Annotated in this window: 24 protein-coding genes and 1 tRNA gene; 12 read left to right on the forward strand and 13 right to left on the reverse strand. The window is 62.8% G+C overall.

Annotation, left to right across the window (positions count from 1 at the left end; translation table 11 throughout):
- Positions 1-264 precede the first annotated feature (264 nt).
- Positions 265-870, reverse strand: a complete 606-nt coding sequence (locus WG907_RS01080; RefSeq protein ID WP_340230698.1) for a TetR/AcrR family transcriptional regulator — start codon at positions 868-870, stop codon at positions 265-267.
- Between the two features lie 332 nt (positions 871-1,202).
- Between WG907_RS01080 and WG907_RS01085 the strand changes: the two genes are divergently transcribed.
- The 3 genes from WG907_RS01085 to WG907_RS01095 all read left to right on the forward strand — a co-directional run bounded on the left by WG907_RS01085 (position 1,203) and on the right by WG907_RS01095 (position 2,802).
- Positions 1,203-1,790: a cytochrome c oxidase subunit 3 gene (locus tag WG907_RS01085; protein WP_340230700.1), complete on the forward strand. Its 588-nt coding sequence runs from the start codon at positions 1,203-1,205 to the stop codon at positions 1,788-1,790.
- Between the two features lie 9 nt (positions 1,791-1,799).
- Entirely contained in the window at positions 1,800-2,066 is a 267-nt protein-coding gene (locus WG907_RS01090) for a cytochrome C oxidase subunit IV family protein (RefSeq protein WP_340230701.1), read from the forward strand.
- A gap of 151 nt (positions 2,067-2,217) precedes the next feature.
- A complete protein-coding gene (locus WG907_RS01095) occupies positions 2,218-2,802 on the forward strand; it encodes a hypothetical protein (protein ID WP_340230702.1) in 585 nt (194 codons plus the stop codon).
- Positions 2,803-3,652: 850 nt separating this feature from the next.
- On the opposite strand, the gene WG907_RS01100 is transcribed toward WG907_RS01095, so the two are convergent.
- The 5 genes from WG907_RS01100 to WG907_RS01120 form a co-directional block, all read right to left on the reverse strand.
- Positions 3,653-4,915, reverse strand: a complete 1,263-nt coding sequence (locus WG907_RS01100) for an alginate export family protein (protein ID WP_340230703.1) — start codon at positions 4,913-4,915, stop codon at positions 3,653-3,655.
- A 108-nt stretch (positions 4,916-5,023) separates the two neighbouring features.
- The gene (locus WG907_RS01105; protein ID WP_340230704.1) at positions 5,024-5,827 is read right to left on the reverse strand and encodes an ABC transporter ATP-binding protein; all 804 of its coding nucleotides are present in this window, start codon (positions 5,825-5,827) and stop codon (positions 5,024-5,026) included.
- Between the two features lie 11 nt (positions 5,828-5,838).
- Positions 5,839-6,828, reverse strand: coding sequence for a nitrate ABC transporter permease (ntrB, locus tag WG907_RS01110; RefSeq protein WP_340230705.1), 990 nt, complete (start codon positions 6,826-6,828; stop codon positions 5,839-5,841).
- 21 nt (positions 6,829-6,849) lie between these two features.
- Entirely contained in the window at positions 6,850-8,109 is a 1,260-nt protein-coding gene (locus tag WG907_RS01115) for a CmpA/NrtA family ABC transporter substrate-binding protein (RefSeq protein WP_340230707.1), read from the reverse strand.
- Positions 8,110-8,536: 427 nt separating this feature from the next.
- Positions 8,537-8,611: transfer RNA gene (locus WG907_RS01120), tRNA-Thr, on the reverse strand.
- 115 nt (positions 8,612-8,726) lie between these two features.
- Here WG907_RS01120 and WG907_RS01125 point away from each other — a divergent pair.
- On the forward strand, positions 8,727-8,873 hold the full coding sequence (locus WG907_RS01125) for a hypothetical protein (protein WP_340230709.1): 147 nt from the start codon (positions 8,727-8,729) through the stop codon (positions 8,871-8,873).
- Here the strand turns inward: WG907_RS01125 and WG907_RS01130 are convergent.
- Entirely contained in the window at positions 8,861-10,657 is a 1,797-nt protein-coding gene (locus WG907_RS01130; protein ID WP_340230711.1) for an aminopeptidase P family protein, read from the reverse strand. The genes WG907_RS01125 and WG907_RS01130 overlap by 13 nt on opposite strands.
- A 94-nt stretch (positions 10,658-10,751) precedes the next feature.
- Here WG907_RS01130 and WG907_RS01135 point away from each other — a divergent pair, with 94 nt between their 5' ends.
- Together WG907_RS01135 and WG907_RS01140 are read left to right on the forward strand one after the other, a co-directional pair.
- Complete coding sequence (locus WG907_RS01135; RefSeq protein ID WP_340230713.1) at positions 10,752-12,818, forward strand: S9 family peptidase; 2,067 nt, start codon at positions 10,752-10,754, stop codon at positions 12,816-12,818.
- Positions 12,818-13,216 carry an acyl-CoA thioesterase gene (locus WG907_RS01140; protein ID WP_340230714.1) on the forward strand — a complete coding sequence of 133 codons (399 nt, stop codon included), beginning with the start codon at positions 12,818-12,820 and terminating at the stop codon, positions 13,214-13,216. Before WG907_RS01135 ends, WG907_RS01140 begins: the two co-directional genes overlap by 1 nt.
- An 8-nt stretch (positions 13,217-13,224) precedes the next feature.
- Here WG907_RS01140 and WG907_RS01145 read toward each other — a convergent pair whose 3' ends face one another.
- Positions 13,225-13,662 carry an RrF2 family transcriptional regulator gene (locus WG907_RS01145; RefSeq protein WP_340230715.1) on the reverse strand — a complete coding sequence of 146 codons (438 nt, stop codon included), beginning with the start codon at positions 13,660-13,662 and terminating at the stop codon, positions 13,225-13,227.
- 83 nt (positions 13,663-13,745) lie between these two features.
- Between WG907_RS01145 and WG907_RS01150 the strand changes: the two genes are divergently transcribed.
- Together WG907_RS01150 and WG907_RS01155 are read left to right on the forward strand one after the other, a co-directional pair.
- A complete protein-coding gene (locus tag WG907_RS01150; protein ID WP_340230717.1) occupies positions 13,746-14,189 on the forward strand; it encodes a globin domain-containing protein in 444 nt (147 codons plus the stop codon).
- Positions 14,190-14,286: 97 nt separating this feature from the next.
- Positions 14,287-14,892 (forward strand): hypothetical protein, encoded by a 606-nt coding sequence (locus tag WG907_RS01155; protein WP_340230719.1) that lies wholly within the window; start codon positions 14,287-14,289, stop codon positions 14,890-14,892.
- Positions 14,893-15,037: 145 nt separating this feature from the next.
- Here WG907_RS01155 and WG907_RS01160 read toward each other — a convergent pair whose 3' ends face one another.
- The 5 genes from WG907_RS01160 to WG907_RS01180 all read right to left on the reverse strand — a co-directional run bounded on the left by WG907_RS01160 (position 15,038) and on the right by WG907_RS01180 (position 20,495).
- Positions 15,038-16,879, reverse strand: a complete 1,842-nt coding sequence (locus WG907_RS01160) for an ABCB family ABC transporter ATP-binding protein/permease (RefSeq protein ID WP_340230721.1) — start codon at positions 16,877-16,879, stop codon at positions 15,038-15,040.
- Between the two features lie 246 nt (positions 16,880-17,125).
- Positions 17,126-17,965 carry a 2,3,4,5-tetrahydropyridine-2,6-dicarboxylate N-succinyltransferase gene (gene dapD, locus WG907_RS01165; RefSeq protein ID WP_340230723.1) on the reverse strand — a complete coding sequence of 280 codons (840 nt, stop codon included), beginning with the start codon at positions 17,963-17,965 and terminating at the stop codon, positions 17,126-17,128.
- Positions 17,962-18,633, reverse strand: coding sequence for a pyrimidine 5'-nucleotidase (locus WG907_RS01170; RefSeq protein WP_340230724.1), 672 nt, complete (start codon positions 18,631-18,633; stop codon positions 17,962-17,964). The genes dapD and WG907_RS01170 overlap by 4 nt, the downstream gene beginning before the upstream one ends.
- Before the next feature lie 52 nt (positions 18,634-18,685).
- Complete coding sequence (locus WG907_RS01175; RefSeq protein WP_340230725.1) at positions 18,686-19,561, reverse strand: LOG family protein; 876 nt, start codon at positions 19,559-19,561, stop codon at positions 18,686-18,688.
- Positions 19,562-19,790: 229 nt separating this feature from the next.
- Positions 19,791-20,495 carry an extensin family protein gene (locus WG907_RS01180; protein WP_445326747.1) on the reverse strand — a complete coding sequence of 235 codons (705 nt, stop codon included), beginning with the start codon at positions 20,493-20,495 and terminating at the stop codon, positions 19,791-19,793.
- A gap of 159 nt (positions 20,496-20,654) precedes the next feature.
- On the opposite strand from WG907_RS01180, the gene WG907_RS01185 reads away from it, so the two are divergent.
- The 4 genes from WG907_RS01185 to WG907_RS01200 all read left to right on the forward strand — a co-directional run bounded on the left by WG907_RS01185 (position 20,655) and on the right by WG907_RS01200 (position 25,099).
- Positions 20,655-21,815, forward strand: coding sequence for a phosphoserine transaminase (locus WG907_RS01185; RefSeq protein ID WP_340230727.1), 1,161 nt, complete (start codon positions 20,655-20,657; stop codon positions 21,813-21,815).
- 138 nt (positions 21,816-21,953) lie between these two features.
- A complete protein-coding gene (serA, locus tag WG907_RS01190; protein ID WP_340230728.1) occupies positions 21,954-23,534 on the forward strand; it encodes a phosphoglycerate dehydrogenase in 1,581 nt (526 codons plus the stop codon).
- A 51-nt stretch (positions 23,535-23,585) separates the two neighbouring features.
- Entirely contained in the window at positions 23,586-23,972 is a 387-nt protein-coding gene (locus WG907_RS01195) for an endonuclease domain-containing protein (protein WP_340230729.1), read from the forward strand.
- Positions 23,969-25,099 carry an ATP phosphoribosyltransferase regulatory subunit gene (locus tag WG907_RS01200; RefSeq protein WP_340230731.1) on the forward strand — a complete coding sequence of 377 codons (1,131 nt, stop codon included), beginning with the start codon at positions 23,969-23,971 and terminating at the stop codon, positions 25,097-25,099. The genes WG907_RS01195 and WG907_RS01200 overlap by 4 nt, the downstream gene beginning before the upstream one ends.
- Positions 25,100-25,158: the final 59 nt, after the last annotated feature.

Here is a 25,158-nt window from a genome sequence, read left to right on the forward strand (position 1 = left end):
TGCCCGCCTACAATTTCCACCGCGTCGGCCACACTGATGACTGCGCCAGCGATGAGGCCGTGGATCAGGCTTTCCACCAGAAGCATGGCGGCCTGGCCATGGGCATCGGGGCCGCCGGCCCGTTCGGGGTCCGCGCCCTCACTATTATTGTTGGTCTTGGGACGAAGCTGCCATTTGCTAACCTCGGAAAGACGGCGGCTTTCAGTATCTTGCTGCCATCGTCCGTGCGTGCGGTAGTGGTCTCCGCAAATTCGAGTTTGTCCTTCACTTGAGGGTGAGTACTCCCCGGAGAACGATCTCGAAAGTCTCTGCCAGAACGCCATATTCGGCTTTTGGGCGTGTGCAGGCATGACCAGCAAGGCCACGCATCATAACGAGCAATGTCTCGACCCGCTTTTTGATTTCCGGCTCGGGAAGCCCGACTAACAACGGTCCCATGATAGAATGGATCGCTTCCCGCATCCGGCCTTCGTTACGCAGCACCATCTCGAGAAAATTTGGATTTCGTCCCGCTTCGGCCACAAATTCAATTGTAAGCGCAGCGCGGTCCTGGCTGAACCAAGCCATAATTTCTGCTGATAGAGCCTCTGCCACATTGCCCGGATCGACCCGCGCACGCTCAGTGAATTGCGACATGTGCATCATAAAATCGTCCAAATCGCGATCGCACAGGGCGATCATAAGCGCCTCTTTTGTGGCAAAGAAATGATAGACATGACCGCCGCTCATCGAAGCGAGCGCGGCGATGCGATTTAGCGTCGCAGCATGGATCCCATGATCGCGGACGCAAATCCGTGCCGCATCAAGAATTTGAGTCTTCCGTTGATCTCGCGTCTCAGATTGCGACTTCGACCGCGCAGACTTGGCCATAAACATTCCTCCGGACCGCCCCGTAGCAATAAGAAGTGGCACATCCAAGAGGCGAAGCCAGTTTTCGAATGGTTGACCAATTTATATTGACTCTGTGAGATTGTGCGAGCAAAGGCAGGATACGCCGCTGGCCAATTCGTGACCTTCCGGCCTGGCAAGAGCGCCGAATGGCGGGTGCGTTTCTAAATTGATCAAAATAAGTTCGGGGGAGGAAGGATGCAAAAGATGTCTGCAAGGATTCATTGTCTTCAACGAACTGCATTTGAGGGACTTCGATCGACGTTAAATGACGCATATCGATCTGGGCCCCTGAACGCTCCTGTAGATACTCAATGCTGACCGAAGTCTTAAAAGTGAATTCGGCGAAAAGCCGATGGCCCGGCGATCCGGCATTCTGGTCTATGATCTGCGGCGATATGGTCGTCTTCGGTGCGATCTTCTGTATATTCATGTGGGATCGCGCTCGGAACGCGGCCATGTTCATTGATGGAAGCACGCATCTGAACGAGACGACAGGGATCATTTTCACCTTATTGATGTTGGTGAGCTCTTGGTTTGTGGCAATGGCCCTACGTCAAAAGCGCCGAGGGATGAGTCAGGCGGCCACGAGACTCGTTGTTCTCGCAATGGTCTGCGGACTGGCATTCTGTATCCTGAAGGTTGTCGATTTCCATGGAAAGATAAATTCTGGTTTTACCCCAGGATCAAGTCTGTTTTTCCTCTATTATTTCGCCATCAGCGGCATGCATCTGTTCCATGTCATCATAGCAATGGTGGTCATGATATTTGTTCTTTTCAAGGTTCGCCAGCCGGCTGATATTCCATCCGATATGCCGTTCATAGAATGTGTATCGATATTCTGGCACCTGACCGATTTCCTGTGGGTAATGATTTTCGCATTACTCTATCTTGTGCGATGAGGCGCAACCATGCTTGTTAACCGCGAAACATTTATTCTGTCGATGCTGTTGCTCGCCACTGCAGCAACGGCTCTCGTGGCCTGGCCAGGTGGGTCAGAACAATCTTTGCTTATCAGTGTAAGCACAATCGCTATTGCCGCGTTTAAAATGCGGTTGATAGCGTATGAATTTATGGAAGTTCGTACAGCGCCGTTGATACTGCGAATATTCATCACAGTGTGGCTGGTTGCAGTGCCCTTGACGCTGGTAGCGCTCTACCAATGGAAACCGTTTTAACGAGGGTCAATGACTGGGGAGGACGGAAATGGATAACTCGAGAAACGAATTACTCTGTATAAATGCAGTTTGGGTATTTGTGCCAACGCTTTGTATCGGCGCATTTCTAATGGCGGGGTTTCTACCACCTCCATCTCCCAGCATTCCGCCTGTGGAGATTGCAAAAGTTTTTTCCCCCGACAACGTGATGATGCGTGCTGGGATACTATTGGCTCTACTGGGATCCTGCATTTTTGCCTTTCCGATGGCGGCAATCGCAGCCCAGCTGCGCAGGATGGAAGGACCAAATTCCGTTCTCTCCAATCTGTTTAATGTCATGGCGGCGCTGACATGCGTATGCAATTTCTTGCCCTGCGCCATTTGGCTGGCTGTATCCTATCGTCCCGACATCCTGCCCGATGCGAAAGTCATTTTTATCGACCTGGCTTGGTTCATGTTCATCGGCGGGATCTGGACACAAATACCTCTAAATCTCATTCAGGCAATCGGGATTCTTGGCAACAAATCGGGGCAGGAAATATATCCGCGTTGGTTGGGATACTGGAATATCCTTCTGGTTCTGACATTCCTGCCTGATATTCTTCTACCCGTCTTCCAGACAGGCCCGTTCACATATTCGGGGCCACTTGGCTTTTGGGTTCCGGCAACCGGATATTTTATATGGATGTGGCTCAACTATGGATTTACGTTGCGGGCTATCTTGCGGCAGCGCGCTGTCGCTCGCCAAGCTGCTTAAGGATTTGCCGCTGCTGTAGCTATTTCGTGAATTAAGCACTCACCGCTCGAAGCGGATGAGGTCCTATATCAAACGAGCAATTCCCTATTGTTAGAGCAGATGTGACGACCTGCTCCGACGATACTACAGATGCCTGCTCTCCACATACACGTCATTTGTGGTGCGTGGATGGTTATGTCCAATCGAAATCTGTTGAGAGCATAGTTTAAGGAAGATGTTATTATGAGAAAAATGTTTAAGTCGGTCCATGTTGGCCTAGCACTCGGTTGCACCACGATCGTCGTGCCAACCTATGCTCAGCAATCAGCTGTCTCATCGCCCGGTGACGCAGATACTGGGGTAAGCACCGATATCGTCGTTACGGCATAACGGCGAGAGGCAAGCCTTGCTAAAACGCCTGTTGCCGTTGCTGTGGTCAGCGGCGATACGCTTGCAAAGGCTCAGATCGTTTCAGAGCTTGATCTGCGCGCGGCGACGCCCGGGTTAACCGTCAAGGCTGGTTTCGGGGGAACCAGCCGAACTACGCGCTCCGTGGTCAATCGGTGGATCCATTCTCTGCTTCGCGCCCTGGTGTCTTGCCTTATATTAGCATGCTATCAAGCTGGTGAGTTTATGATCAGCAGAGGCGCCTGCGGGAACTGGTGTGGTAAAGCCTCGGGTAACGTGCAATAAAAGTTTGGATTTTCGCCGTTTTTGTTGACGGTTATTAATCCCTGCCTCTCCGCCAATAACCTCAAAACCGGAAATGCGCGAGACCGCCCAATTGCGTCGGGGCAGCATTCACGCAAAAGCGCGCCGCGTCGCAAGACGCAGCGCGCTTTCGATCATTGCTCGATTTGGAACATTCGCCCTAAAGCGAATAATCCACCTGCGCCCACAGCTTGCGCGTGTCGGTGCCGAAGGCATCGGCATTATAGTCGGCATATTTGATCAGCCCCGACAGCCGCTTGCTGATCTTGAGCGTCGCCTGCGCATTCCATTCGCTGCCATAATCGATGCCGAGCCGGTCGCTGTCATACCGATGATAGGCGACCAGCAGGCCGAGCGGCCCCATCTTCCCGACCTTGGGCAGGGTGTAGCCGATACTGCCATAGGCGTCGCGCAGCCCGTTGGGCGGCGTCACGAGGAACTTGTCGGCCCAGCCGTTGAACTTGTGGAGCGTCGCAAGCGGCGTCTGAAGGCTCGCGACCACCGCGGCCCCGTTTACTTTGTTGCAGGCGGACGCATCCGTGCCCAGCACTTCATAGCCGCCGGTCAGGGTCCAGCCCTTTGCGGAAATGCCGATTTCGCCCAGCCAGTAATCCGCCGCATAGTCGATCCGGCTGCGATGATAATCGGACTGGCGCGCATAGCTCGCAAGCAGGTTGAGTTTGACCGCCTTGGACAGCGGCACGCTGAAAGCAGCGCGCGCGCCATAAGTCTGGCTCGACAGGCTGAAGGGCCGGCCGAGATAGGTGACGGCCGCCTCGTCCTGATCGACGATATAGGCAAAGCCGGTGATCATGCCGGTCTTGAGCTTGTAGGAGAGATTGGCGAGGATGTTGTCGCCGCTCACCGCCTGCTGCCGCGCGCCGAACCCGTCGACGCCCCAGATGGTACGCTGGCTCCAGGCATAGGTGACGTCGGCCTTCAAATTCTTGACCCCGGTCCATTCCACGCGGGCGGCGTCGAACGTCTGCTCATTCTGCCGCCAGCCGACCGATCCGACAAAGCGCTGATCGTCGAGATTGATGCGCTGGCGGCCGAGGGTGACGACCGTCTTGGGCAAGCCTCTGAACTGGATCTGCGCGCGGTTCAGTTCGACATTTTCCGGGTCGGCGACGATCGGATAGGCTGCCTTCCCGTTGACGCCGCTATTATAATTTTCCGACAGGGCCAGCGTGCCTTCAGCCTCGACGAGGAGGGAAAAAGCGCCGCTGGTCGCTTCGACACCGCTGCGCATCCGCAGCGTCAGTGCGTCGGCATCCTTGGCGAGGCCGTCCTGATCGACGCCCTCATAGCGCAGCCGCGCGTCGATGATCGGCTTGAGCTTGAAGCTGTCCGCATAGGCTGGTTGCGCCGCTGCCAGGGCAGCCGCCGACATGCCGAGCGTGGATATCAGTCTGTAATACATGCTATTTCCCCCTTTTTATAATGGATATGCGACATGGATCACCGCCCGTCGCAGGACGACGGACCCGGTGTATCGACAGTGGAATGCCGGGCGCAGCAGCGCCTCCGCTCAGGCGGCCCTGTCGAACGGATTGGAGTAGCGCTGGTGCAGGAAGTGCAGCACTGCCTGCCGGGCATGATTATAGGCGGGCGTTTCGGCCGCTTCGATCCGGTTGCGCGGCCGGGCGAGGTCGATCGCCAGATCCTCCCCGATGGTCGCCGCGGGGCCGTTGGTCATCATCACCACCCGGTCGGCGAGCAGCACCGCTTCATCGACATCGTGGGTGATCATCACCACCGTATTGTTGAGCCTGGCCTGGATCTCCATCACCGCGTCCTGCAAACTGGCGCGGGTCAGTGCATCGAGTGCGCCGAACGGCTCGTCCATCAGCAACACGCGCGGCTGCATCGCCACCGCGCGGGCGATGCCCACGCGCTGCTTCATCCCACCCGACAATTCGCCCGGCCGCTTGGCTGCGGCATGCGCCATGTGGACCAGTTCGAGATTGTGCAGCACCCAGTCGCGCCGTTCCGCCTTGCTCGCGCTCTTCATCGTCTGATCGACCGCGAGCCGGACATTCTCCTCCACTGTCAGCCAGGGCAGCAGGCTATGGTCCTGAAAGATCACCGCACGATCGGGGCCCGGCCGGTCGATCACCCCGCCGTCGAGCAGCACCACGCCGCGCGTCGGCCTGACCAGCCCTGCGACGATGTTGAGCAGGGTCGACTTGCCGCAACCTGAATGACCGATCAGCGCGACGAACTGGCCCTTGTCGATGGCGAGATCGACATTCTGGAGTGCGGTGAAGGGCCCCTTGCGCGTCTCGAACGTGACGCCAATGCCTTCGAGCGAGAGATAGGCTTGCTGTTTCATGGCGGTTCCTTTCAACCCTGGCGGGCGACGCGGCGGCCGATCCAGCCGACCAGCCGGTCGAGGCTGAAGCCGACCATGCCGATCCAGATCAGCGCGACGATGGTGTCGGTAAGGAGCGAGCTGTTATAGCTGTCCCAGATGAAGAAGCCGATGCCGGTGCCGCCCTGCACCATCTCCGCCGCGACGATCGCGAGCCAGCTCATGCCGACACCGATGCGCAGGCCCGTGAACATGTAGGGCACCGTCGCGGGCAGCATGATGCGCAGCAGATAACGCAGCGGACTGAGCGCCAGGACGCGACCGACATTGCGATAGGTCGGCGGGATGTTCTGCACCCCCGCAGCCGTGTTCAGGATGATCGGCCAGATTGCAGTGATGAAGATCAGGAAGATCGCCGACGGGCCGGCCTGCTGGAATATTGCGAGGCTGATCGGCAGCCAGGCGAGCGGCGGCACCGTCCGCAGCACCTGGAACAGCGGGTCGAGCGCGCGGAACGCGAACAGGCTCTGGCCGATCAATATGCCAAGCGCCACGCCGGCGATGGCGGACAGGCCATAGCCGATCGCGACCCGCTCCAGGCTGGTCAGGATGTGCCCGGCGATGCCCACATCCCCGCCATCCTGGATGTGCACGCCCGATGCGTCGACCGTCACGCCCTTGAACGGATGGACGATCACCTCATGGCTCTCGGTCCATACGCGCGACGGGCTGGGCAGGCTCGACGCGGGGCTGGCGCACGTCGCTTCCCACAGCGCCAGCAGCAGAACCAGCATCAGCAGCGTGGGCAGGATGGACGCGGCAAGATCCCGCGCCCGCTCCAACAAGGCCGAAAGAGCGGGCGCGGTCGGCGCCGGGGCATTCCCGTCCGTCCCGGGAGCCCCCGGCGCCGATGGGGTGGCGCCGGACGGGGCGGAGCCGATAGGGGGGCTGTCGGACAGGTCGTTCGCCGGCTGCGGGTCGCCGCCTTCGAACGGGGTTGCAAGGACGGAAATGGCGGTCATCTCATGCTCCCTTGGAGTCGCTCAACGCTTGATGGCGAGGCTGGCGAGGTAGGCGGCGGGATTGCCGGGATTGAAAACCTTGCCGTCGAAGAATTTTTCGACGCCGCGGCTGTCGCCTTTGGGGATCTGGTTGGCGGGCACCCGCGCCAGCGCCGCCGCCTTGCGCCAGATGTCGGAGCGGTTGACCCGGGCGATCGCCCCGTTGGTGTTGAGTCCGGCGGGCAGCTTGCCCCAGCGCTTGTTCTCGACAAGGAACCACAGGTCGTGGCTCTTGAACGGGAAAGATGCGTTGGCGGCCCAGAATTTCATCTTGAACGGCGCGTTCTTGATGATGCGGCCATCGCCCATGTTGAACGTGCCCGCCAGACGATCCTGAATGTCGGCCGGCGCGACCTTCAGCCAGTCACGTCCGCCGATCATGGCGGCCAGCTTGCCGACATTGGCCGGATTGTCGGCCCAGCGCTGCGCATCGATAATCGCCGCCGTGATGGCGACGGCGGCATTGGGATGGGCCGCCACCCAGTCACTGCGCATCGCGAAGCTTTTTTCCGGGTGGTTCATCCACATCTGCCCGGTCGACACCGCCGTATAGCCCAGCCCCTGCGAAATCAGCTGGTCGTGCCATGGCTCGCCGACGCAAAAGGCTTCCATCGTGTTCGCCTTCATATTGGCGACCATCTGCGGCGGCGGCACGGTGATCAGCTCCAGATCCTTGTCGGGATCGATGCCCGCGGCGGCCAGCCAGTAGCGCAACCACATGTCATGGGTGCCGCCGGGAAAGGTCATGGCCATGGTGATCTTGTTGCCCGCCGCCTTGCGCTTGGCGATGATGCCCTTCATCTTCCCGGCGTTGATGTCGACCTTGGCGGACAGATATTCCTTCTCCACCGAAATACCCTGGCCGTTGACGTTCAGCCGGGCGAGGATGCTCATCGGCGTCGTCTTGCCGTTGACCCCCAGCGTCAGGAAATAGGGCATGGGCGTCAGGATATGCGCGCCGTCGATGCCGCCCGCGCCCGCGCCCAGCACCAGATTGTCGCGCGTCGCGGCCCAGCTCGCCTGTTTGACCACCTGAACGTCGGGCATGCCATATTTGGCGAACAGCCCCAGCTCCCTGGCGACGATCAGCGGCGCGGCGTCGGTCAGCGCGATGAAGCCGAGCTTTGCGCCCTTGACCTCGGGCACGCCTGCGGCCGCCCGTGCGCCGGATGGCAGCAGGGCGCTCGCCGCCGCCAGCGTCGCAGCGCCTCCGCCCAGTTTGATAAACTTCCTGCGCTGCATCGCAGCATCATCTTGACGTGAATTGTCGGTCATTTTTCCCCCCGGATTTTGAACAAGAAAAAGCCGCCTCGAACGACGATCCGGCTGGATCGGTTCGGGCGGCGTCATTGCCATAGACTGTATTTTGCACAGTCCTTGCGCCTTCCCGTCATTGGGAAGACCACAAAATATATGCGCACTTTGTTGTGCGGCCGTTCCAAAGCCTACAGTTTTTGCGGCCCGGCACAAGCGCTTTTATGGTGCAGCGCAAAATCTTTATGCGCTGCAATTTTTCGAGGCGATATAACGGCTTAGCGGAAAGCCGATCCGGCTCTCGTCGCGATTTGGCCAGGAGCCGGATACCGCGATGACAAAAGGCGATCCGTCGGAACCTCTGCGATTCGCAGCGCAGTTCCCCCTAAGGGCGCCGATAAGCTGTCAGGAAAAATGGTGCTGCCGGGGAGGATTGAACTCCCGACCTCAGCCTTACCAAGGATGCGCTCTACCACTGAGCTACGGCAGCATTTAACCATTTTCACCGGGCCACGCGGGCGACGGAGCCGGGCCTATGGCCGCGAACGGGCTCGATTGTCAAGGCGGCTTGCGGTGCGCGGGGGAAATTGGGTAGGGGGGAGTGTATGACCAACGGAAGCGACGAGCGTCGGGACAGGCTGGCGAAGGCGTTGCGCGACAATCTGCGCCGACGCAAGGCGCAGGCCCGCGCGTCTGAGCCGGTCGAGCCGGATCGCGGCGAACCCGCCGGGCGTGACGATCAGGCCGGCTGAGCGCCAAGCGGTGCGCAGGCCGTTTCGAGCCAGCCCCGCGCATCGCCGTCGAGTTGCGGGCCGACAATCTGCAGCACGCGCCGATGATAATTATCGAGCCAGCCCCGTTCGGCGGGTGTGAGCAGCGCAACGTCGATGGCGTGCCGGTCGATCGGCGCAAAGGTCAGCGTCTCGAAACCCAGCATGTCGCGCTCCGCCTGCGCCACGTCGCGGCTTTCGACCAGCACGAGATTTTCGATGCGAATCCCATATTCGCCTGTCTTATAATAGCCGGGCTCGTTGCTGATGATCATGCCTGCCGCCAGCGGCTCATCCGCCCCGCCCGTGGTGGCGATCCGTTGCGGCCCTTCATGCACCGACAGGAAGCTGCCGACGCCATGGCCGGTGCCATGCGCATAATCGAGGCCCTCCGCCCAGAGGAACTGCCGCGCCAGCGCGTCGAGCTGGCTGCCTCGCGTGCCCTTGGGAAAGACGGCGCTGGCGAGCGCGATATGACCCTTGAGGACGAGGGTGAAACGCCGCTTCATCTCTTCTGTCGGTGTACCGATGGCGATGGTGCGGGTCACGTCGGTGGTGCCGTCGCGATACTGCCCGCCCGAATCGACGAGATAGAGCGACCCGTTCTCGATCGTCCGGTTGGTCTTCGGCCCGGCCCGATAATGGACGATCGCGCCATTGGGCCCCGCGCCGCTGATCGTGTCGAACGACAGGTCCACAAGCTCGCCCGTATCGCGACGAAACGCCTCCAGCCGCGCCGCCGCGCCAAGCTCGTCGAGCCCGCCGCCGGGCGCTTCGATCGACAGCCAGTGCAGAAAGCGGGAAAGCGCCGCGCCATCGCGTGCCTGCGCCGCCTTGTGCCCCGCAATCTCGGTCGCATTCTTGATCGCCTTTGGCAGGACGGCGGGATCGCGCAGCGCCAGCACGGTCGCGCCGCCGGCCTCCAGCGCGTCGAAGATCGCCGCGACCGCGCGCTCGGGATCGGCGACGACGGTCTTGCCTGAAAGCGCGGCCAGCGCGCCGGCGAAGGCCGAACGATCATGCACGCGAACGGCGTCGCCCAGATGCGCGGTCACGCCCGCGTCGATCTTTTCCGGTGCGACGAAGAGGTCGGCGGTCGCATCGGCATGGATGATGGCATAGGCGAGCGCGACCGGCGTACGGTCGACATCGCGCCCGCGAATATTGAAGGTCCAAGCGATCGAATCGAGCGCTGACAGGATGACGGCATCGGCCTGACTGGTCTGAAGCCACGCCGCCATCGCCGCCCGCTTGTCCGCCGCGCCCTGTCCTGCAAAGCGATCCTCATGCACCACCAGCCGGGCCCCGCTGGGGACGGGGCGATCGGGCCAGATGCTGTCGATCGGGTTGGTGTCGACCGCGACCAGCCGGGCACCCTTGCCGCTCAACGCCTCGCTGGCCTGTTTCACCCATGCGCGCGTGTGCAGCCATGGGTCATAGCCGATCCGCCCGCCCGCGCCCGCATGATCCTTCAGCCAGGCCGCGATCGAGGTCTGCGGCACATTCTCATAGTGCCACTGTGCCCCCTCCACCTGCTCGCGCACCTGCAGCGTGTAGCGGCCATCGACGAAGATCGCGGCTTCCAGCGGCAGCACCACGGCGCTCCCCGCCGACCCCTGAAATCCGGTCAGCCAGGCAAGGCGCTGGGCATAGGCGCCGACATATTCGCTCATATGCTCGTCCGTCAGCGGCACGACGAAACCATCCAGCGATTGGCGCACCAGCTGCTCGCGCAAAGCCGTCAGTCGGTCTTGATGGTTGGACATCGAAATTTCCTCAAGCGCGTCAGCCCTCTTGCGCGGGCGGTCATGACGACAACATAAGCAGCCCCGGCCGCTTATGCCAACAGATGGAACCTGAATGACCGAAACGCTTGCCTCCGCTGCTCCCCTCGCGCCCCGCCGTCCGCACAGCTTCACGCATCACGGTCTCACCGTGCAGGATGATTGGGCCTGGCTGCGCGATCCGGGCTACCCGGACGTTAAGGACCAGGCGGTACTCGACTATCTGGCGGCGGAGAATGACTGGTTCGAAAGCGCGATGGCGCCGCACAAGCCGCTGATGGACCGGCTGTTCGCGGAGATGAAGGGCCGCATCAAGGAGGATGACAGTTCGGTTCCGCAAAAGGATGGCGACTATATCTACTGGCGCGCGTTCGAAACGGGGGCGCAATATCGCAAATGGTATCGCAAGCCCGTTGCCGGTGGCGAAGACCAGCTGATCCTCGACGAACCGGCGCTTGCGGAGGGCCATGACTATTTCCGACTGGGCGCGATGTCGGTCAGCCCGGATGGCCGCTATCTCGCCTACGCCATCGACGATGACGGGTCGGAACGGTTCGAGGCACGGATCAAGGACCTGTTCACCGGCGAGATACTGCCCGAGGTGATCCCGAATACGCTGTCCGCCCTGGTGTGGACCAGCGACAGCCGCGGCCTGCTCTACGGCCTCGCCAATGAGAATTGGCGCACCGACAATGCGCGCCTCCATCGGCTGGGCGATCCGGTGGAGAGCGATGTCGAGCTGTTCCATGAGGATGATGAGGGGTTCCGCGTCTCGGTCGGACTGACCTCGTCGGAAAAATGGATCGTGATTTCGACCGGCGATCATGTGACGACCGAGGCCTGGCTCGTCCCCGCCGACGATCCGACCGCGGCGCCCCTGCTCGTCGCCGCGCGCCAGCCCAGCCGCGAATATGATGTCGATGAGCATGACGGCACTCTCTATATCCGCACCAATGATACCCATCCCAATTTCCGGCTGGTCAAAGCCTCGCTCGACGCGCCTGCGGACTGGGAAGAGATCATCGCACCGGACGATCATTTCTACCTCACCGATTTCACCCTCTTCAAAAATTTCTACGTCACCGAAGGGCGGCAGGACGGGCTGGATCAGATCGAGTTGCGCGATTATGCGAGCCACGCCGCGAAACGCCTGTCATTCCCGGAGGCGAGCTATTCCGCTTCGCTCGACGACAATCCCGAATATGACGTGACCAAGCTGCGCATCGGTTATGAATCGATGGTCACGCCCGATACGATCTACGATTATCACCTCGCTGAGGGCCGGTTCGAACTGCTCAAGGTGCAGGAGATACCGAGCGGCTACGACGCGGCCCGCTACTCGACCGAGCGGCTGATGATCCCGGCGCGCGACGGCACGCAGATCCCGGTGTCGATCGTCTACCACAAGGATTTCCCGCGTGACGGCAGCGCGTCGCTCCACCTCTATGGCTATGGCGCCTATGGTCTTGCGATGGAGCCCGGCTTCTCGACCGCTCGCCTCTCGCTGCTCGATCGCGGTTTCGCCTTTGCCCTCGCGCATATCCGGGGCGGCGACGATCTGGGTCAGCAATGGTATCTCGACGGCAAGCTCGACAAGCGCACGAACACCTTCACCGATTTCGTGGATGTCGCAAAGGGGCTGATCGAGCGCGGCTATACGACCAGGGGCCGGATCAGCATTTCGGGCGGGTCGGCCGGGGGCGAGCTGATGGGCGCGGTCATCAACTCCGATCCCGACCTGTGGGGCGCGGTGGTCGCGCATGTGCCGTTCGTCGACGTGCTCAATACCATGCTGGACGAATCGCTGCCGCTGACGCCGGGCGAATGGCCCGAATGGGGCAACCCGGTCGAGGACAAGGCGGCGTTCGAAACGATCCTGGGTTACGATCCCTACAGCAATGTGACGGCGCAGGATTATCCGCCGCTGCTGGTCACGGCCGGGCTCAACGATCCGCGCGTGACCTATTGGGAGCCGGCCAAATGGGTGGCGAAGCTGCGCGCGACCAAAACGGATGGCAATGCGCTGCTGCTCAAGACCAATATGGGCGCGGGCCATGGCGGCAAGTCGGGGCGGTTCGAAAGCCTGCATGAAACGGCGGAGGAATTCGCCTTCATCCTGTGGCAGCTGGGCGTCGCCGACTGATGGCATCCAGCTTCACCACGACCATCACCGCGCTGCCCGAGCACATCGACATGCTCGGCCATGTCAACAATGCGGTCTGGGTGCGGTGGATGGAGCAGGTCGCCACCGAACATTGGACCCGCGACGCCGATCCAGCGCATGTCGACGCCTATATCTGGGTCGTGACCCGGCACGAGATCGACTATCGCGGCAATGTCCATGAAGGGGAGCGGGTGACGGCGCGCACATGGATCGCGGAGCCGCCGCGCGGGGCTCGCTTTGACCGGCTGATGGAATTTATCGGCGCGGACGGCAAGGTGAAGGTCGCCGCCCGTTCTACCTGGGCAATCATAGACAAGGTGTCGGGGCGCATCCTGCGCGTGCCTGCAGAGGTCGCCGCGCCTTTTCTCGGCGATTGAAGCCAGCTTTAGGCCAGACCGGCACCCTGCGGCATAGCCCAGGCGGGAAAGGCGGGGCTGTCGGTTTCTGCGGCCTGCGACAACGGGGTTTCGTCCAGCACCGCCATAAAGGCCGCCATCGCCTTGGCCAATATCCCGCTGGTCGCACAATCGGCGCGCAACACACAGCCCGCGCAATCGGCGAGGCGCAGATTGGGCTCAAGCGCGCGTACCACTTCGCCAATGCTGACGCCTTCGGCCGGGCGCGCCAGCGTCACGCCGCCGCTGCGACCACGCTGACTGGTGATGAAGCCGGCATGGACGAGCGCCTGCGCGACTTTGACGACATGATTATAGGATAATTTATGCGCCGTGGCGAAGCCGGTCAACGGCACCGGGCCTCCGCCGCTGCGCGCCAGCACGATGAGCAGGCGCAATCCGAAATCGGTGTGCTGGGTCAGTTGCATGTCATGGTCCGCTGAAAAGACATTGCATAAAACGCATATCACTAATACTGGTATATAAAATACCATATTTAGGGAGTCGTATCATGCGCACCGTTTCGCCAGAGGCCATCGCCATCGTGAAGGCCACCGCGCCGGTCATCGAAAAACAGGGGCTGGCCATCACCACCGCCATGTACGCCCGTCTGTTTGAAAATGCGGAGATCGCCAAAATGTTCGATCAGGCTGCGCAGCAGAGCGGCGAACAGCCCCGGCGGCTGGCAGCGGCGATCCTTGCCTATGCCCGCAATATCGACAAACTCGAAAATCTCGGCGCGGCGGTAGAGCGGATGGTGCACCGGCATGTAGAGACGGGGGTGAAGTCCGAACATTATCCTTACGTCGCTGACGCCCTGCTGCCCGCGATCCGCGACGTGGTCGGGGCGGACGTTGCCACCGATGCGGTACTGGCTGCGTGGGGCGAGGCCTATTGGATGCTGGCCGACATATTGATCGCGGCCGAAGCCAGAGCCTATGCGCAAGCGGCCTGATAACGCAAAGCCTTTCCAAACCGGAACCCGGTCACGCGCAGGACGTTTCTTCTCCGTTATCATGAGAGGAGAATTTATGCCTAGGATCGGGTCCGCCATGCGCGGTATGTTTGCTGCGTCCGCACTTTTTCTGGTCGCGTCGCCGGCTCTCGCCGGGGATGAGGAACAGGCGCTTGCCGCCATCGCGCAGGCGCAGGGCAAGATAGATGCGGCGACCAAGCTGAAAAGCGGCACCGCATCGCCGGAACTGCTCGCCAAGGCGCAGGCGTCCTTGCGGCTTGCCCAGGAGGAACTGAAGAGCGGCAAGGAGCAGAAGGCGATCAAGGATGCGATTGCTGCGCAGCAATTTGCCGATACCGCCATCGGTGAAAGCCAGCAGCGCGCGGAGGTCGATGCGCAGGTTCAGGCCTCGACGGTTGCCGGTGCCCAACAGGATGCCGCCGCCGCCAACGCCAGGGCAAGCGTAGCCGAACAGGCCGCCGCTTCCGCCGCGGCCGATGCGCAGGCCGCACGCAACGCGGCGGCGGTAGCGGCGACGACGCCGGCCGTCACCACCGTGACGACCGAAACGGTCAAGACCGCTGCACCCGTAACGGTGTCCAAAGCGCCGGCCCGCAAGCGTAAGGTCGTGCGCAAGACGAGATCGGCGCCCGCCCGCGCCGCCCTCACCGAAAAGACTACGACCACCGTCACGCATCAATAAGCTTTGGGGGCGGCCTCACAGGCCGCCCCCATTTTATGGCAGCTGCGAAGCTGCGTCACGCTTCGACCAGAGCTGGCATTCACTGCCAGCGTTCCGTCAACGAGCCTGGGAGGGCGATCGGTCGCTGCGCGTTGGCTGACCGGCGTCAGCGGATCGCCGCAACCTCGTCGTCGATCGCCGGCTCCACCTCCATATCGTCGCGCTCGCTGGCCTGCCGTGTCCACATGATCGCATATAGCCCGTCGGCGCGCACCAGATCGGCATGCCGGCCGCGCTCGACGATCCGTCCCTGATCCAGCACGATAATCTCGTCGGCATCGACCACGGTCGATAGCCTGTGCGCGACAACGATCGTGGTTCTTTTGCGCGAAATGCTGCGCAGCACATCCTGAATTTCCGTCTCCGTCCGGCTGTCGAGCGCGCTGGTCGCTTCATCCAGCGCCAGCACCGGCGGGTCCTTGAGCAATGTGCGTGCGATCGCCACCCGCTGCTTTTCCCCGCCCGATAGCTTGAGGCCCCGCTCGCCCACCCGCGTGTCGTAGCCGAGCGGCAGGCTGATGATGAAATCATGGATCGCCGCCGCTTTCGCCGCCGCCTCGATTTCCGGCTGGCTCGCGCCCTCGCGGCCATAGCCGATATTATAGCCGACGGTGTCGTTGAACAGCACCATGTCCTGCGGCACTATGCCGATCGCGCCGCGCAGCGACTCCTGCGTGACGCCCCTTATGTCCTGCCCATCAATGGTCACGCGGCCCGACTGGATGTCGTAGAAGCGGAACAGGATGCGCGCGATGGTCGATTTGCCGGCGCCCGAAGGCCCGACGATCGCCAGCGTTTTGCCCGCCGGCACGGTGAAGCTGACATCATGCAGAATCTCGCGCTGCGGATCATAGCCGAAGCGCACATGATCGAACCGCACCTCGCCGCCGCCCGCGCGCAGATCGGGCGCGTCCGGCGCGTCGGCGATCTCCGCCTCCGTGTCGATCAGCTTGTACATGCCCTCCATGTCGATCAGGCCCTGCCGGATCGTGCGATAGACCATGCCGAGCAGGTCGAGCGGCCGGAACAGCTGCGCCAGCAGCGTATTCACCAGCACCACGTCGCCGGTGGTGAACGTCCCCTTGCTCCAGCCCCAGACAGTATAGGCCATCGCCCCCGCCATCATCAGGTTGGTGATGAGCGACTGGCCGATATTGAGCCAGGCGAGGCTGTTCTCGCTCTTCACCGCCGCGCGCGCGTAATTGCGCATGGCCGTGCTGTAGCGCTCTGCCTCGCGCGCCTCCGCGCCGAAATATTTGACCGTCTCGAAATTCAGCAGGCTGTCGACGCCATGGGCGACGGCATTGGTGTCCATATCCACCATGTCGCGGCGCAACTGGTTGCGCCATTCGGTTACGAACCGCGTATACCAGATGTAGAGCGCCACCATTGCCAGCGTAGCGACGACGATGCCCCAGCCGAACTTCACGAAAAAGATGATGCATACCGCGCCCAGTTCCAGCACCGTGGGCGCGATGTTGAACAGCAGGAAATACAGCATCGTGTCGATGCTCTTCGTACCACGCTCGACGATCTTGGTGACCGCCCCCGTTCGCCGGTCCAGATGGAAGCGCAGCGACAGGCGATGCAGGTGGATGAACACATCGTCGGACAGGCGGCGGCCCGCTTCCTGGCCGACCTTCTCGAAGATCGCGTTGCGCAGATTGTCGAACAACACGCCGCCGAAACGGGCGCCCGCATAAGCGAGGATGAACGCGATGGCGAGGCCGGCGGCCGGTTCGAGCCCGGGTGCCATCCGGTCGATCGCACCCTTGTAGGCGAAGGGCATGACGAGCGTGATCGCCTTCGCCAGCACGACAAGCAGCAGCGCGATCGCCACCCGGCGACGCAGCGCGGGCGCACCGGCGGGCCAGAGATAGGGCAGAAAGCGCCGCAGCGTCGCCCAGGCGGGCGGGATCGGGGCGTCGGTGGGTGTATCGGGAGGCATGGTGGCTATGTAGGGCGGCGGGCGGTTAAACGCCACTCCCCGGCGGGGAGGGGGCCGGCCCCATGATTGTGGGACGCGTGCAGGTTAACGCACCCCGTCCGAACATGGCCAGCCCAACCCGTCGTTCCCGCGCAGGCGGGAACCCATCTCTCCTCACGCGACTGGCGCGCCTTGGGGGCAAGTCGGGTCCCCGCCTGCGCCGGGACGACGGAAATGAGCCGCTACCTCTCCCAACCAGCGGTCGAATCAGTCCCGCAACAGCTCGTTGATCCCCGTCTTCGACCGCGTCTGCGCATCCACCCGCTTGACGATCACCGCGCAGTACAGGCCGGGGCCGGCCGACCCGTCGGGCAGCGGCTTGCCGGGCAGGCTGCCGGGCACGACCACCGAATAGGGCGGCACTTCCCCCATGAAGATTTCGCCGGTGGCGCGGTCGATGATCTTGGTCGACTGGCCGATGAACACGCCCATCGACAGCACCGAACCACGGCCGATCCGCACGCCTTCCACCACTTCGGATCGCGCGCCGATGAAGCAGTCATCCTCGATGATGACCGGATCGGCCTGCAACGGCTCCAGCACGCCGCCGATGCCGACGCCGCCTGAAAGGTGGACATTCTTGCCGATCTGGGCGCAACTACCCACCGTCACCCAGGCATCGACCATCGTGCCTTCATCGACGAATGCGCCGATATTGACGAAGCTCGGCATCAGGATGACGTTCTTCGCGATATGGCTTCCCGCACGGGCGAGGGAGCCGGGCACAGCGCGAAACCCTGCCGCGCGAAACGCCGCCTCATCCCAGCCGGCGAACTTGCTCGGCACCTTGTCCCACCACTGGCCGCCGCCGGGGCCATGGTCGATCAGCGCATTGTCATTGAGGCGGAAGGAGAGCAGCACCGCCTTCTTGGCCCATTGATTGACCTGCCAGCCGTCCGCGACCGGCTCGGCGACGCGCAGTGCGCCCTTGTCGAGCAGGCCCAGCGCCCGGTTCACGGCCTCGCGCACCGGCCCCTGGGTGGACAGGCCGATATTTGCGCGGTCCTCCCACGCGGCGTCGATGGTGGCGATCAGGTCGTGGCTCATGGTCGTGTCCCCAATATGTCGGTCAGAAATGGCGTCAGATGGTCGGTTTCGAAGTCGATATAGTCGGGGTGATGGCCGTGATTGCCGGCTTCCGACCCGTTATTGACCCAGATGGTGCTCATGCCGATCGCCTTGGCGGGTTTCAGGTTGCGGGCCATATCCTCGAAAAAGGCGGCGCGGGTCGGATCGACGCCGTGGGTCTCGCACAGCGCGGCATAGCCCGACGGGTCGGGCTTGGGCACATATTGGCAGGCATGGATGTCGTGGATCAGCTCGAACGCGCCGGCGAGGCCCAGCCTGTCGAGCACCCTTGCCGCATAGTCGGCATCGCCATTGGTGAAGATCAGGCGGCGACCCGGCAGCGCGGCGATGGCTGCGTTCAGCGCCTCGTCCACCGTCAGGCGGTCCATCGAAATATCATGGACATAATCGAGGAAAGCGCGCGGCTCGATGCCATGATGCTGCATCAGGCCCGCCAGCGTCGTCCCATGCTCCATGAAATAGCGCTTCTGCGTCGCCCGCGCGATCTCGGCGTCGCAACCGAGCAGGCCCTGAATGAACTCGCCCATCTTCACGTCGATCAACGCGAACAGGTCGGCCTTCGCCGGATAGAGCGTGTTGTCCAGATCGAAGATCCAGCAATCGATATGGGCGAGCCGGGGGAGCATGGCGCGGCCCTAATGCGCGGCAAGGCAGCGAGCAAGAGCCGATCCCGTCCGGTCAACACCCCGGCGCTTCGCTGTCCGCATAGAAGGTCTGCACCGCGTCCCACGCTTCCTGTGCGGTTTCGACCCAGGTCAGCAGGTTGAGGTCGGACGGCGAAATCACGCCTTCGTCCGCCAGCGCCTCGAAATCCACCACCCGGTTCCAGAAATCGCGCCCGAACAGCAGCACAGGGATCGGCTTCATCTTGCCGGTCTGGATCAGGGTCAAAAGCTCGAACATCTCGTCGAACGTGCCAAAGCCGCCGGGAAACACCGCGAGCGCCCGCGCCCGCAGCAGGAAGTGCATCTTGCGCAGCGCGAAATAATGAAACTGAAACGACAGTTCGGGGGTGACGAAGGCGTTGGGCGCCTGTTCGTGCGGCAGGACGATGTTCATGCCGATGGTCTGCGCCCCGACATCGGCCGCGCCGCGATTGGCCGCTTCCATGATCGAAGGGCCGCCGCCCGAACAGACGACGAAATGCCGGCACCCGGCATCGGTCACCGGATATTGCGCCGCGATCCGCGCCAATGCGCGCGCCTCGTCATAATAGCGCGCCTTCTGGCCCAGATTCTCGGCGATCCGGCGCTGTTCGGGAGTGGTTGCGCCGTCGATCGACGCCTGCACCTGTTCCGGCTCGGGGATGCGCGCCGAGCCATAGAAAACGAAGGTCGACTCGATCCCCGCTTCGTCCATCAGCAACTGGGGCTTGAGCAGTTCGAGCTGGAACCGGATCGGGCGCAGATCGTCGCGCAGCAGGAAGTCCGTGTCCTGAAACGCCAGCCGATAGGCGGTGCTGCTGGTCTGCGGCGTGGCGACGGCGTTTTTCGCGTCGCGCGCTTCCTGCCGGGCGGGACGGAACTTGCGTTCCTCGATTTCCTTGCGAGTCATGTTGGGCGACCTAGGGGTTGCCCCAAACAAAACCAAGTCTGATCAGCCGCAAAAGCCGCCGGGCGCTTGTTGCGCCAAGAGTCTTTTGAGAAATGCGCCTTTAGCGCAATCGCACCAGCCCGCACCCCTACCCGACCGCCCAGACATGGTATCCTGATGGGCGGTCGGGTGGGGGTGCGGGCTGGTGCGGCCCCGAAACGCGCTCTTTCGCGCATTTCCAAACATAGCTTCAGCGGCAAAAGCCGCCGCGGCCGCCCATGTCGAAATGCAGATGGTCGCGATGGGCGGCGTTATAGTCCGGGCTGAGCACGGTGTTGAAGCGCTTGCACGCGCTCGCGCGCACCACGGTCAGGAACTGGCGGGTGCGGCTGTCGCCATTCCAGCCCTGTTCGATCGTGATCCGCCGGCCGTTGTCCAGTACGAAGGCCGACACGTCGACGGCGTTGCTATGGGCATGTTCGGACAGTTTCGCACTGCCTGCGATCGGCCGGCAATTATAGGTGCCGAATGTCTCGATCCGCACGATCTCCGCCCCCAGGATCGCCCGCGCCGCCGGCTCGACGCCATAGCGGGCCCAGGCGGCGAAATTGGCGGCAAGGCCACAGGTCATGGCACCCAGATTGGTGGCCGGCACGCCGATATCGAGCAGCTTGACCGCGCCATAGGCGCTACAGCCATTGCCGAAATTCCGGTCGGGCAGGGGGGTGAAGGCGACTGCCGCCGTCGCCAGCTTCGCATGGCACTGGTTGAGATCGAACGCCTGCTGAGCGGACGGCTGTGGGCGTGCAGACGATGGCGTCGTCCGCGACGGCGTCGCCACCCGGCCACGTGGCACCAGATCGCCGCCGCATGCCGCCAGCGTCATTGTCGTCGCAAGCATGAGCAACTGTGCGACGCCGCGCGAAATCCGACTCTTGCCTGCCCACTCCACCATGTCGGCCAGATTAGCGCGCTAAAATTTGGCGGAAGGTTAACGCGCTCTTCGGCTCGTCGCATTCCGCGCCGTACTTGACAGATAAACCGAAATCTCTAGGGCAGCCAGCGGGCCACGCGGTCCCAACGCCGCGCAGCTCTCTGTAAGGAGAAGCATGACATGACTGACGTTACCGATGCCAGCGCCACCATTGCGCCCGCAGCAAAGCCCGCAACCCTGCCGGCTCGCCCCTTTTTCTCCTCCGGTCCCTGTGCCAAGCCTCCGGGCTGGAGCGCCGCCGCGCTCGCCACCGACTCGCTCGGCCGCTCGCACCGCAGCAAGATCGGCAAGACGCGGCTTGGCCTTTGCATCGACCTGATGCGTGAGCTGCTCAACCTGCCCGACACCCACCGCATCGGCATCGTGCCCGGTTCCGACACCGGCGCGTTCGAAATGGCGATGTGGACGATGCTGGGCGCTCGCCCCGTCACCACCATCGCGTGGGAAAGCTTCGGCGAGGGCTGGGTGACGGATGCTGCCAAGCAGCTCAAGCTCGACCCCACCGTCATCAAGGCCGATTATGGCCAGTTGCCGGATCTTTCGACCGTCGATTTCGCGACCGACGTGCTGTTCACCTGGAACGGCACCACCAGCGGCGTGCGGGTGCTGAACGCCGACTGGATTCCGGCTGACCGTGAAGGCCTGACCTTTGCCGACGCGACCAGCGCGGTGTTCGCCTATCCGATCGACTGGGCGAAGATCGACGTCGCGACCTTCTCCTGGCAGAAGGTTTTGGGCGGCGAGGGCGGCCATGGCGTGCTGATCCTGGGCCCCCGCGCGGTCGAGCGCCTTGAAACCTACACCCCCGCCTGGCCGCTCCCCAAGGTTTTCCGCCTCGTGTCCAAGGGTAAGCTGACCGAAGGCGTGTTCAAGGGCGAAACGATCAACACCCCGTCGATGCTGGCGGTCGAAGATGCGATCTTCGCGCTCGAATGGGGCAAGTCGATCGGCGGCGCGGCCGGCCTGATCGCGCGTAGCGACGCCAATGCGGCGGCGCTCGACAGGATCGTGGCGGAGCGTGACTGGCTCGGCCATCTCGCCACCGATGCGGCGTCGCGCTCCAAGACCAGCGTCTGCCTGACCGTCGCCGGTGCCGATGAAGCGTTCATCAAAAGCTTTGCCGGCCTGCTGGAAAAGGAAGGCGCGGCGCTCGACATCGCCGGCTATCGCGATGCCCCCGCCGGCCTGCGCATCTGGTGCGGCGCGACCGTCGAGACCGCCGATATCGAAGCGCTCGGCCCCTGGCTCGACTGGGCCTATGCCCAGACCAAGGCTGCCTGATCTTATTTAAATTCCGTTCGCCCTGAGCGAAGTCGAAGGGCTCGGCCGACCGACAGGGAGGCTACTTCGCTTCGCTCAGTGGAGAGGTTCGACTTCGCTCAGCCCGAACGGTTTCCCATATTCCAGAAGGAAACTCAGATGCCAAAAGTTCTCATTTCCGACCAGATGGACCCCCGCGCCGCCGCGATCTTCCGTGAACGCGGCGTCGAAGTCGACGAAATCACCGGCAAGACGCCAGAAGAGCTGAAGGCGATCATCGGCCAGTATGACGGCCTCGCGATCCGCTCCTCGACCAAGGTGACGAAGGACATCCTCGACGCCGCGACCAACCTCAAGGTCATCGGCCGCGCCGGCATCGGCGTCGACAATGTCGACATCCCCTACGCCTCGGCCAAGGGCGTGATCGTCATGAACACGCCGTTCGGCAACTCGATCACCACCGCCGAACATGCCATCGCCCTGATGTTCGCGCTCGCCCGCCAGCTGCCGGAGGCCGACGCCTCGACCCAGCTTGGCAAATGGGAAAAGAATCGCTTCATGGGCGTCGAGGTCACCGGCAAGACGCTGGGCCTCATCGGCGCGGGCAATATCGGCTCGATCGTCGCGTCCCGCGCGCTGGGGCTCAAGATGAAGGTCGTCGCCTTCGATCCGTTCCTGACGCCCGAGCGCGCCATCGAAATGGGCGTGGAAAAGGCCGATCTCGACACGCTGCTGGCGAAGGCGGACTTCATCACGCTGCACACGCCGCTGACCGACCAGACCCGCAACATATTGAGCCGCGAGAATCTCGCCAAGACCAAGAAGGGCGTGCGCATAGTCAACTGCGCGCGTGGCGGCCTGATCGACGAGGCAGCGCTCAAGGAAGCGTTGGATTCGGGCCAGGTCGCTGGCGCCGCGCTCGACGTATTCGTGCAGGAGCCGGCCAAGGAATCGCCTTTGTTCGGCACGCCCAACTTCATCTGCACCCCGCATCTGGGCGCATCGACCGACGAGGCGCAGGTCAATGTCGCGCTCCAGGTCGCCGACCAGCTCAGCGACTATCTGCTCGACGGCGGCATCACCAATGCGCTGAACGTGCCGTCCCTGTCCGCCGAGGAAGCGCCCAAGCTCAAGCCCTATATGGCGCTGGCCGAGCGGCTGGGCTCGCTTGTGGGTCAGCTCGAAGGCGACCAGATTACGGGCGTCGCGGTCGAGGTCGAGGGTCATGCCGCCGAACTCAACCAGAAGCCGATCACCGCCGCCGTGCTCGCGGGCCTGATGCGCGTCTATTCGGACACTGTGAACATGGTCAACGCGCCCTTCCTCGCCAAGGAACGCGGCCTCGACGTGCGCGAGGTGCGCCATGATCGCGAAGGCGATTACCAGACGCTGGTGCGCGTCACCGTCACCACCGAAAATGGCGACCGGTCGGTGGCCGGCACGCTGTTCGGCCATGCCGCGCCCCGCCTCGTCGAACTGTTCGGCATCAAGGTCGAGGCCGATCTCGCCGGCACGATGCTCTATATCGTCAATCAGGACGCGCCCGGCTTCATCGGCCGCGTCGGCACGACGCTGGGCGAGGCCGGCGTCAATATCGGCACCTTCCACCTTGGCCGGCGCAATCAGGGCGGCGAAGCGGTGCTGCTGCTGTCGGTCGACGGCGCGGTGACAGAGGATCTGCGGCTGCAAATCTGCGAACTGACCGGCGTCAGGCAGGTGAAGCTGCTGCGCTTCGCGTAAACCTTGAAGCCCTCTCCCTTCGGGGAGAGGGTTGGGAGAGGGGGAGCACCATTGCGCCTGGACGCGAAGCTAAAGGTACGCGCCCGCTATATGCGCGCAAATCCTACGCCAGCCGAACGGATATTATGGCTGGCCCTTCGCGCGAATCGCTTTGAAAACCGGCAATTCACGCGCCAGACGATAATCGCGCCTTATATCGTCGACTTCGCGTCAAAGTCGGCGCGCCTCGTGATCGAAATCGATGGGGATACACATTTCGCCGAAGATCGCTATGACGCGCAGCGAACCGAGTTTCTGGAATCGCTGGGGTATAAAGTGGTCCGCTTCGCTAATCATGATGTAATGAGGAATCTGGAAGGGGTGTTGAGCGAGATCGCTCGGGCATTGCGCGTTCCCCCTCTCCCAACCCTCTCCCCAGGGGGAGAGGGCTTTAGATGACCATGATCCCCCCCGGCCTCCTGCCCGAAGGGCTGTCCGATCGCCTGCCGCCGCAGGCCGAAGCCTCAGCGCGGCTGACGCGGCGCGTGCTCGATACCGTGGCGTCGCACGGCTATGAGCGGGTCATGCCGCCGCTCGCCGAGTTCGAGGAAACGCTGGTCGGTCGCCTCAAATCGGTGCGCGCGCAGGATCTGGTGCGGGTGGTCGATCCGGTATCGCAGCGCAGCCTCGCGCTACGGCCCGATATGACGGCTCAGGTCGGCCGCATCGCCGCGACCCGCCTGGCCGGCATGGCTCGCCCGCTGCGCCTGTCCTATGCGGGCCCTGTGATCCGCCTGAAGGCGAACCAGCTTCGTCCCGAGCGCGAAAAGCTCCAGCTTGGCGCCGAACTGATCGGATCGGACGGCGTCGCCGCCGCGGTCGAGATCGTCAATGTCGCGATCGAGGCGTTGCAGGCAGCGGGCGTCACCGGCATCACCATCGATTTCACCCTGCCCGACCTGATCGACGCGCTCGCCGCCGGGCCATTGCCGCTCGCGGCCGAAGAGATCGAAGCGGTGCGTAGCGAACTGGATGCCAAGGATGCGGGCGCATTGGTGGCCATCTCGCCGCAGGCCGCCGCCTATCTGCCGCTGATCGAGGCGACCGGGCCGTTCCACGCTGCGATGGAGCGCCTTGAGGCTCTCGATCACGCGCTTGGCGGTGCCATCGCCAGCCGCATCGCCGGGCTGCGCGCGATCGCCAAACCGATCGGCTGGGACATCAACCTGACGCTCGATCCCACCGAACGCCATGGGTTTGAATATCAGAACTGGTTCGGCTTCTCGATCTTTGCGGAAGGCTTTATCGGCGAAATCGGCCGGGGTGGCAGCTACGCCATCGCCCATGCCGACGGCACCGACGAGCCGGCCGTGGGCTTTTCGCTCTACCCCGATCCTTTAATCGACGCGGGCTTCGGCAGCGATTCGCCCCGCCGCCTGTTCGTGCCGATCGGGGCTGACGCTGCGCGCACCGCGGCCTTGCGCAGCGAAGGCTGGCACACCGTCGCCGCGCTGGGCGCAGGCGAAGACGGCGCATCGCTGCGTTGCTCGCACTGGCTCGACGGGGCGGAGCCGCGCGCCTACTGACTGGGCGCTTACCGGCTTGACTTGGGCGCCGCCGAACGGCTAACGCGCGCCCCGCACAG

This window comes from Sphingobium fluminis (genome assembly GCF_037723805.1).
In the GTDB taxonomy this organism is placed as follows: domain Bacteria; phylum Pseudomonadota; class Alphaproteobacteria; order Sphingomonadales; family Sphingomonadaceae; genus Sphingobium.